The 8,843-nt window shown below is 58.0% G+C and carries 7 protein-coding genes and 2 pseudogenes; 2 read left to right on the top strand and 7 right to left on the bottom strand.

Features of this window, described 5'->3' with window-relative positions:
* Positions 1 to 380 precede the first annotated feature (380 nt).
* Genes queE through queC form a run of 3 tightly spaced genes read right to left on the bottom strand, consistent with a single transcriptional unit; the run spans position 381 to position 2,166 of the window.
* Positions 381 to 1,106, bottom strand: a complete 726-nt coding sequence (gene queE, locus EN750_RS08620) for a 7-carboxy-7-deazaguanine synthase QueE (RefSeq protein WP_164752747.1) — start codon at positions 1,104 to 1,106, stop codon at positions 381 to 383.
* A gap of 5 nt (positions 1,107 to 1,111) precedes the next feature.
* Positions 1,112 to 1,468: a 6-carboxytetrahydropterin synthase QueD gene (gene queD, locus EN750_RS08615; protein WP_126063824.1), complete on the bottom strand. Its 357-nt coding sequence runs from the start codon at positions 1,466 to 1,468 to the stop codon at positions 1,112 to 1,114.
* Positions 1,468 to 2,166, bottom strand: coding sequence for a 7-cyano-7-deazaguanine synthase QueC (gene queC / locus EN750_RS08610; RefSeq protein ID WP_063170389.1), 699 nt, complete (start codon positions 2,164 to 2,166; stop codon positions 1,468 to 1,470). The genes queD and queC overlap by 1 nt, the downstream gene beginning before the upstream one ends.
* A 335-nt stretch (positions 2,167 to 2,501) precedes the next feature.
* Here queC and EN750_RS39335 point away from each other — a divergent pair, with 335 nt between their 5' ends.
* Both EN750_RS39335 and EN750_RS08605 read left to right on the top strand, forming a co-directional pair.
* The gene (locus EN750_RS39335; protein ID WP_167512160.1) at positions 2,502 to 2,675 is read left to right on the top strand and encodes a hypothetical protein; all 174 of its coding nucleotides are present in this window, start codon (positions 2,502 to 2,504) and stop codon (positions 2,673 to 2,675) included.
* Positions 2,659 to 2,776, top strand: a pseudogene (locus tag EN750_RS08605) (transposase); the annotation flags it as partial. The gene EN750_RS39335 and the pseudogene EN750_RS08605, both read left to right, overlap by 17 nt.
* Positions 2,777 to 2,789: 13 nt before the next feature.
* Here the strand turns inward: EN750_RS08605 and EN750_RS08600 are convergent.
* The 4 genes and pseudogenes from EN750_RS08600 to EN750_RS08585 form a co-directional block, all read right to left on the bottom strand.
* Positions 2,790 to 3,996, bottom strand: a pseudogene (locus EN750_RS08600) (IS3 family transposase).
* 244 nt (positions 3,997 to 4,240) lie between these two features.
* A complete protein-coding gene (locus tag EN750_RS08595; protein ID WP_095484287.1) occupies positions 4,241 to 5,275 on the bottom strand; it encodes an LLM class flavin-dependent oxidoreductase in 1,035 nt (344 codons plus the stop codon).
* Between the two features lie 94 nt (positions 5,276 to 5,369).
* Positions 5,370 to 6,485, bottom strand: a complete 1,116-nt coding sequence (gene hisC, locus EN750_RS08590) for a histidinol-phosphate transaminase (RefSeq protein ID WP_126063823.1) — start codon at positions 6,483 to 6,485, stop codon at positions 5,370 to 5,372.
* Positions 6,486 to 7,317: 832 nt separating this feature from the next.
* Positions 7,318 to 7,629: a hypothetical protein gene (locus EN750_RS08585; protein ID WP_206437555.1), complete on the bottom strand. Its 312-nt coding sequence runs from the start codon at positions 7,627 to 7,629 to the stop codon at positions 7,318 to 7,320.
* Positions 7,630 to 8,843: the final 1,214 nt, after the last annotated feature.

Raw genomic sequence — 8,843 nt, 5'->3', positions numbered from 1 at the left:
GCTATATTTCACGTTGGGCCAGTGAGGAAATCGATCTTCTTTATGGAAGGCATTTGCGCAATGGATGCATTCCCATGCTGACAGTCGTGCGTCAGGCCGGACAATGAGATACATCGATAAGAGCTGGACAAGGATGAGGGGATGACGTGCTTGCGACGGAGCAGGTGGGGCGAGAAGGCCAGTTCTTGCGGATTTCAACTTTGCGTGACGACAGCTCATCGGAGTCAAGGTGACACACGCCGGCAGCGGGGTGTCCGGGCGGTTTCCAGCCGCACAATCGCGAGACCGCTGACGCGAACAAAGCTCGGCTGTACTCGGCACGCGAAGAGAGCCTGCCAAGCCGTTGGAGCCCGGCCTTCCGGTGCGACGCAAGCCGCAGACTAGACCGCCCTCTTGTTACCCCAAAGCAGAACGTGCAGCTGCGGCAACACGCGGGCTTCGAACCACCTGTCGCTAGTCACCCTTTCGACAAGCCATTCCATTCGCATCATTATTCCGTCCAAGTCGACAGAGGCGTCTTCACTGCCAGGGCGCGGCGGCGTGTGATTGCCGGGTTGCAGATAGATCGGAAGGTGCGGATATCTCGCCGCGACTTCTTTGGCGTAGGCATAGTCACTCTCGTCGAAAACGACGAGCTTGAGCACGATTTGCGGCTTCTCTTGCGCCGCTTCGAGGCATGCATCAAACGCAGCCCAACGGGTGGTCATCTCGCTGGACGGCGGCTTTGGGCTAAGGGTCAGCACGTCAAGATCCGCAAACCACTCCCTCACCACGGAACCCTGCGTTTCCAGTGCAAAACGATAGCCCTCGCGATGGCCGCGTTCTATGAGGGGACCGAACGGCTGAATGGCCGGGTTGCCGCCTGACAAGGAGACCATAACCGGCCTGCCGCCGGAAAGCGCATGGACGGTTTGCCACACGGCATCGATCGGCATCGGTAGCCATTCATGGCGATACTGATTGTCCACCGCGTGAAGGCTGTCGCACCATGAACAGCGATAATCACATCCGCCGGTTCTGATGAACACCGTCGGCAAGCCGATGAGCACGCCCTCGCCCTGGATAGTCGGCCCGAATATCTCGCTCACACGGATTGCGGGATGCATGTCGGTCACGGACGGTATTCCGCCCAAGTTTTCGGTGTTTCGCTAACGCGCACGGCCGCGGTCTGCGGCAGACGTGCCTTGCACCATTCATAGAAATGTCTGGCCAGGCATTCCGCCGTGACCTTCTCATGTCCCAGCACGTCGTTGAGGTGCCGATGGTCGAAGCTCTCGTCAATGTAGCGTTTGAGCGGCGCCAGATCGTGATAGTCGCGCACGAAGCCGTGGGCGTCCAGTTCCTTGGCCGACAGCTCCACTACGACGACATAGTTATGCCCGTGCAGGCGCGCGCATTGATGGTTGGGAGGCAAGGAGGTGAGCTGATGCGAGGCCGAGAAGTGGAATTCCTTGGTGATGTGGAACATTACGCGCGCCTCCTGCGCAGCGCCTCAAGCCAGAAATCGGCGTCCTCGTAGTCGGTGGGATCAGCGTGCCCGGCGAGATGGAACGCTTCGCGCCGCTCGACGCAGGTCCCGCATCGTCCGCAGTGACGCACGCCGCCCTTGTAACAGGACCAGGTCTCAGCAAACGGGGTGCCGTATCTTGCGCCATCCGCAACAATGTCAGCTTTTCCGAGATTCACATACGGTGCATAGAGGCGTATCTGCGCATAGCCGTCGAGCGCGCGGTCTTGCATTGTCTGGAAAGCTTCAATGAAGGCCGGACGGCAATCGGGATAGATGAAATGGTCCCCACCATGCACGGCCGCCGCCACCGCTTCGGCGCTGTGGGCGGCGGCGAGACCGAAGGCGATTGCCAACATGATGGCATTGCGGTTCGGCACCACCGTAATCTTCATCGTGTCTTCGGCGTAGTGGCCGTCCGGCACGTCGATACTGCTAGTCAGCGCTGAGCCGGAAAGGCCACGGCCAATTTCGCCGATGTCGATGATCTGGTGCGGGACCTTCAGTCGCTGCGCGCAAAGAGCGGCGAAGCCCAATTCCTTCCTGTGCCGTTGGCCATAGTCGAAAGATAGAAGGCCGGTGAGTTCGTGCTCCGCTGCCACCATGTGAGCAAGGGAAACGGAGTCCAATCCGCCAGAGCAGACGGCGAGAGTCTTCATCATTGGTATCCTTGTTTTGACCGGGTAAGGCTGCGACCGGAGATTTCTCTGCGCCCCCACTACTCCAGCGACTCAGTTTTGTGAACCGGGAGAATTTGCGCGCAGCCCGATTGGAACGGGAGTGCGTCGCGTCCAACACGCGTGATCAATAAAAGTTGAGCGCTTCAGCAGTTTGTTTCGCATCGCGCCAACTTTCGCAATCTGCTGTCGGATCGTCGACTTCGAGACAAGGTGATGTTCGGCCGACATCGGCTGACTCTTAATTAAGCCGCAGAACACATGTTGGCTTTCTGGCCTTCGCTTGTGCGGTTGGCACGACAATTGACATTCTAATTGTGGGGCGGCACACCCCGCCAGCCGAAAGTGGCAGTGAGCTCCTTCAGGCGCAGGTTGATGTGCTGATTATTCGGCGATTTTCCGATCTCGAACCAGAAAGCGAGGGCGACATGGATGCCAGCAAATTTGACATTGGCGACATCCGCCTGGAGAACCCTGCGCGGCGCGATTGAGGCCGCAGGCGAGCCTGCTCTACCTGCCGCCCTACAGTCCCGACTTCAATCCGATTGAGAACGCCTTCGCCCAACCTAAGGCGCTGCTGCGAGCAAAGGCCGACCATCAAGGCTCTATGGGACTGACGTTGCCCCAGCAGTTTTGAGTTCGTTTCCGGCGTGGGTTGTGCCCTGCTGGGCGGGTGAAGCGACGGGCGCTGGCGCGGAGCCTTTGGCATAGCGCAGCGCGAGCGACCGTCGCGGATTGAAGGTGCTGGCGAACTTGGCCGGGGTCTGCCAGGCGATTTGGGAGTGCGGCCGCGCGGTGTTGTAGTCGGCGTGCCACAGGGCGATGGCTACGCGCGCCTGAGCCAGCGAGGTGAACAGCGTCTCGTTGAGCAGTTCATCGCGCAGTCGGCCGTTGAAGCTCTCGATGAAGCCATTCTGCATCGGCTTGCCGGGCGCAATGTAATGCCATTCGACGCGGTTCTGATCCGCCCAGGAGAGGATGGCGTTCGAGGTGAACTCGCTGCCATTGTCGCTGACGATCATCCTGGGCCGGCCGCGCTAGTGATGAGCCGGTCCAATTCGCGGGCAACCCGCATGCCCGAGAGAGACGTATCAACGATGAGTGCCAGGCACTGTCTCGTGCAGTCGTCGACGACGGCCAGGATGCGGAAGCGGCGCCCGTCGGTGAGCTGGTCCGATACGAAGTCGAGCGACCAGCACTCGTCGGGCCTCAGCGGCACCAGCATTGGCGCCCTGGTCCCGATCGCCCGCTTGCGGCCGCCACGGCGGCGAACGGCGAGCTTCTCCTCCCGATAGAGCCGGAACAGCTTCTTGTGGTTCACGACCAGGCCCTCCCGCCTCAGCATCACGAGAAGACGCCGGTAGCCGAACCGGCGACGCTCCTGCGCGATCGCCTTCATCCGCTCGCGAACCTCCCGGTCGTCCGGCCTGCTGGTCTGGTAGCGAACCGTCATGCGGCAACAGCCGATGGCTTTACACGCCCGCCGTTTGCTCATCCCGAAGCCTTCCTTCAGGCGAGCGACAGCTTTCCGCTTGGCGGCGGGCGTCACCATTTCTTTCCCACAAGGTCCTTCAACGCGGCATTGTCGAGCATGGCGTCGGCCAGAAGCCGCTTCAGGCGCGTGTTCTCGTCCTCCAGCCCTTCAGGTCGCCGAGCCTCGGTGACATCCATCCCGCCGAAGCGGGCCTTCCAATTGTAGATCGAGGCGTCGCTGACCCCGTGCTTGCGGCACAGATCGCCAACCGATACCCCGGCCTCGTGTTTCTTCAAAATTCCGATGATCTGCTCTTCAGAGAAGCGGCTGCGTTTCATGTCCTGATCCTCTGGATGGGCCAGAACGAACTTCAAACCGGATTAGATCAGAGGGGCAAGGCCTCGGCGCGGTCGTCGACCTCTTCACCCCAGCCGAATGTGCCAACTACTTCAAAGCCGCAGGATATGACCTGGATCAGATAGGACGTGCTCCAATGGTTTACACCTGACAGGAGTCCGGCCCCCACAACCGTTTCGCAATGAGGAGCAGCGCTGCCGCTGCTCCTCCAATCACACGACGGATTCACGATGCGGCAACTCGAGCCATGATTTCGGATCGAATGGCCGATGCGGTGTATAGTGAGGCATCCAGCGGCAAATCCCCAAATGCCAGTTGACACAGAAGATAATTAGCACCTGCCTCTTCCAGCTGATCAAGGAGAGCTTTTCGGACAGAATCTGCCGTTCCCACGACGCACAATTCACTTTCAATTGCTGCATCGAAGTTCAAAGGCAAGTTTGGTGGAGTGGAAATGGCATTTAGTTCGTATAGAAATTTGAAGCTATTGAGCCATCGTTCATAGGCAGGTGCTGCGAGCAAATACGCATCTGTTTCAGAACGCCCTATCACCACCATTCGGAGCAATCCAAGAAATGGCGCTTGCTGGCCAATGTCAGCATCGTGAATTCGGGCGGCGCGGAACGCGTCGGTAACGCTGCGAACAGAAGTGGAAGGTCCGACGCAGGCGATGTTTGCCCCATTCGCAGCGGCCCAGCTAGCCGGCTCGGGTCGATTGGTGGCGATCCATGTCGGCGGATGGGGATATTGGTGAGGTCTCAACGTCAGCGGAACATCTTTCAACTCAAAGTGGCGGCCCTGATAAGAAAGCGTCCCGCCTTTCATCGCATTGATGAGAATCTCACTGGCCTCCGCATACTGTTCTGGTGCTGCTTCTACAGCAACCCCGAAGTATCCCAATTCAGTGGGAGCAGAGCCGCGCCCTATGCCGAGTTCAAGCCTGCCGCCGCTCAACTGATCAAGCATGCAGATCTCCTCGAAGGCACGCAGCGGATGATAGAGCGCAAGTAGCATTACCATGGGACCAACACGAAGACTGCGGGTTCGCTGGGCGACGCTCGCTAAGAACAAATTCGGTGATGGACCTCTGCCATGCGGCGTACAGTGGTGCTCGGCGAGATGATACGCATAAAAGCCATAGCCATCGCACGCTTCTGCTAGGCTCAGCCGATCTGCATATTGTTGTGCGATGTCATCGCCGTTTTCGTCCAGATGATCGAAGATGCCGAAGGTCAGGCCCGAAGCGGAAATTTTCTTCAATTAATTGTTCTCCAAATTACCTATTATTTATTCGCTAATCATCATAGCTGGCGACATATCAGCACCTATTACTTGGCGCTTAATGTGAATTGACTTAATGCTTGTGCACACCGCGATTCTTCTTAAAGCTCATACAGACGCGTTTGGCGGCAGCAAGGAATTTGTCCATCTGCTCTGTGGTGCCAATGCTGACGCGAATACAGTTCTTCAAATCTACGTCAGGAAAGCTGGCGATGAGGATCGCCTGCTCTTTCAACGCGGCTTGCCAGCATGAGCCCTCCTGTCCCGCCGGCACACGGGCCAGCAAAAAGTTTGCGTGGGAGGGTGTTACGGAAAAGCCAAGTTGCAACAGCGCCAGGGTCACTCGCTGTCGTTCATGCTTGATGTGCCTGTGGTTCTCTTCGTAGGCGTGGCGATGCGCAAGAATGCTTTTCCCGACCGCCTGCCCGATCACGTTCATGTTGAAGACATTCTGGATGTTGCGCAGCCTGCCAATGATTTCTGGGTGACCGAAACCGAAGCCGACTCGCACGCCAGCAGCAGCATAGCTCTTTGAAAAAGTCCTCAAGATCAAAAGATTCGGATGTCTATTGACGAGGCGCAGGGCATTGTCGGGTGCGAAGTCAACGTAGGCCTCATCCAAGACGACCAAGCGATCTGCTTGCTCCACAAGGCGTTCGATTTCGGCCACCGGCACGAATGTTCCGGTCGGATTGTTCGGATTAGCCAACAGAATGAACTTCGCGTCTTTTGCGGGGCCGGACAGCAGTTTTTCTATCGGCAGGGGATGAGCTTCGCTCGATGCGATTTCGAGAAACTCGGCACCCTGCAACATGGCAAGTTTACGGTTGAACGAAAATCCGGGCGACAGCATCGCCACTCTATCTCCTGGGGCGAGGAAAGCTCTGTAGATGAGTCCGAGCAGCTCCGACGAACCGTTGCCGGCAATCACCTGATCTTTGGAAAATCCGTAAGCATCGGAGGCAGCTGCCCTTAAGCTGAGATTGTCGTCTTCCGGATAAAGATACTGGTGTTCGATCGCAGCAATTGCACTTTGCATTACGCTCTTCGGCAACGGAAACGGGTTCTCGTTCGTATTTAGCTTAACGCAATTTGCATCCGTCGCTGGTCCGTTGGACGAGAGAGCATCTAATTTGCTGGCCACCGGCGAAAAAAGCGAAAGCACGGTCTTCAGTTTTGCATCGCACATGTTCTTCTCCGTTTTTCAGTCCCGCAGGGCATGTGACATGAGGCAATAGTTGATCGTGACTTGATCGACGTTCGGCTATATCAGCGCTGCCTTCCCACCCTGGTGGGGATCGCCGACCACGGTTTGGATTTGACACCGGCAAGCTGTCGAGAACCTGATGACGACCCAACGTGTGGCCGACGGCCGATTCGGCGCAACAGACGGTGTTTCAACATCGCATCGTCCTCAAAGCCGCATGCAGGGCCTGCACGACAGCCCGTCTCCAGCGCCCGCAGATAGGTGGAAGCCGAAGTCTTGCCGAACCTCAGTTGCTCTGCCACCTGGCCCACCGGACTGCCCTGTTTATGGGTCAGGCGCAGGATATCTCTGACGCTCGTTCGTCTTGCTTGCTTCCGTCTTGGCATGGGCTCTCTCGGTTTGCTGATGAGAGAGCCAAATACCGGCTCATCTGAGCATGAGACGCAGGCCTGACGATATGGAGCGTCGCTGTGGCGCGCGTAGCCAAGAGGGTTCGCCTCGGTGGCGGGGCATGCAAGACGGCGCACCTCCTTAGCCATCCTGTCCCATCGTCTCAGATCGTGAGGCGCACCTTATAGTCGGTGAGGAGATCTTGCAGGGTCAGGTTACGCCCTAGCGCTTAAGGTTGTTGGTCGCACCGAGCAAGCGCGGGACCTGTCGACGGACAACAGCGGTGCCACTGCCGGCACTAGGTCGTCCAGCATCGCAGTGAACCGCGTACGTAGTATTTTGTCGTAGGCGGCATTCTGGATAGCCGGATACGGGCTCTTCACCCGCTGCACCACCGATTGCGGGATGATGTCGCGAGAAACATTCACGGATTTCGTGAAAAAAGTGTACCCGCCGAAGAGCCCCACTCGCGGGGGCGGTGCAGCACCACCTCGGTGTCACTGCTCGTGTTCATGCGATGGACTAGGCCGGCCAGCTGTTGACGCAGCTCGCGGTAGTTGTAAGTCTCACCCGTGTAGACGAGCACCAAGTCAGGTCGGCCATCCTCCTGGAGCATCCTCGGCTGACGGCCGCCCTGGATATCGATGATTGCCAGGCGGTGGTGTCCCAGCGCCGCAGGCCCGCCGATCCAAGTCCCCTCGTCGTCCGGACCGTGGTTCGCTATGGTGGCCGTCATATCGGCAAGCTCCCTTCGCGCATCGGGACCTCCGAGGTCTCGATTGAAGTCGATCCATTCACAGATGCCGCACAGGTTATGTCGCCGCATTTGGGGCGAAGCAGATATAAGGCCAGTGGGAAACCATCGAGGCAAAGTGACGGATCTAGCCCAGCTACGATCCGCATCCGACATTGTCGGACATCGGACAGCACCGCGATTCGCTGCATAGGAAGCCTGGAGTCGCGATTTCCCTTGGGGGAATCAGCGCATGAAAGGAGAGCTGGGTCGTGTCTGCCGAAATGAGAAATTGCTCCCCCTTATTGCCTCACCGAGGAATGTTACCCAGCGCGATAGACGGACATGCCCTACCTCCCCCCGTTGCAGCTGAGGGAGATAGGGGCCAGCTCTTCATTCAACCCTCATGGAGGATGATCAGCCCAGCCATTTCCATGCGCCGGCCTTCACAAGCCGTGCACCATTCAGGTTCTTTTCCTTGAAGCGCGACGATCCTTGTCAGACGTCGCAACACTTGCTGCCGAGAGCACGAGCTCTTCCTCGAGCATGCCTTGATCTGCGCCTCGAACGGCTCGCACATGCTGGGTTTCAACGACTTCGCAGAGGTTGATATTCTGCAGTGACTTCGTCTCGCTGCTGCACGGCATTGACGCTGGGAGCCATGCTCGCGTGGCGCAATTGTGCTGAAGCCGGTGCCCACGGCAACGTTTCTTAACCCGCCCCAGATCCTGGCGTTTGGCTATTTCCGACATTCGTGTCCGGCTTCGGACAAAGGCCGGGTTTGCCGAACGGAGTCGCACCCAATTTCCAGTGCTGCTTGAGCAATAATATCGACCGGCATTACTGCACAACACGAAAGTTGCTGCAAAAACCGAAGTGAACCCAAGGCATCGGGTCAATTGGCATGGCGCTTGCGACTCGGTCGATAGAACGCAGTCAAAATCACGGTTGCAGACCATGCCTACCTCTCAAAGCTCGATAAAGCACGCGAGCGAAATTCCCCGTCTCCGCGGAAGCTCGTCGCCTTTAAACGTGCCTGCTCGGGGGCGGTCTTGCACAAGACCGGTCCGAGGCAACCACGCCAAGGCGCGAGGCTGCCGGAACTGTCGACCGAAGTCGATGCCGCTTCAGTTTAACCGAAAAATGCACCGTACCACTTTGGCCTGGGAGCAAATCAATGACCGACAGAAAGAACGTTCCTCTCGTGACCTTTCGCA

Source organism: Mesorhizobium sp. M7A.F.Ca.ET.027.03.2.1 (genome assembly GCF_003999175.1).
GTDB lineage: Bacteria > Pseudomonadota > Alphaproteobacteria > Rhizobiales > Rhizobiaceae > Mesorhizobium.
Note: the sequence above shows the minus strand (reverse complement) of the source record. Positions and strands in the feature narration are given on the sequence as shown.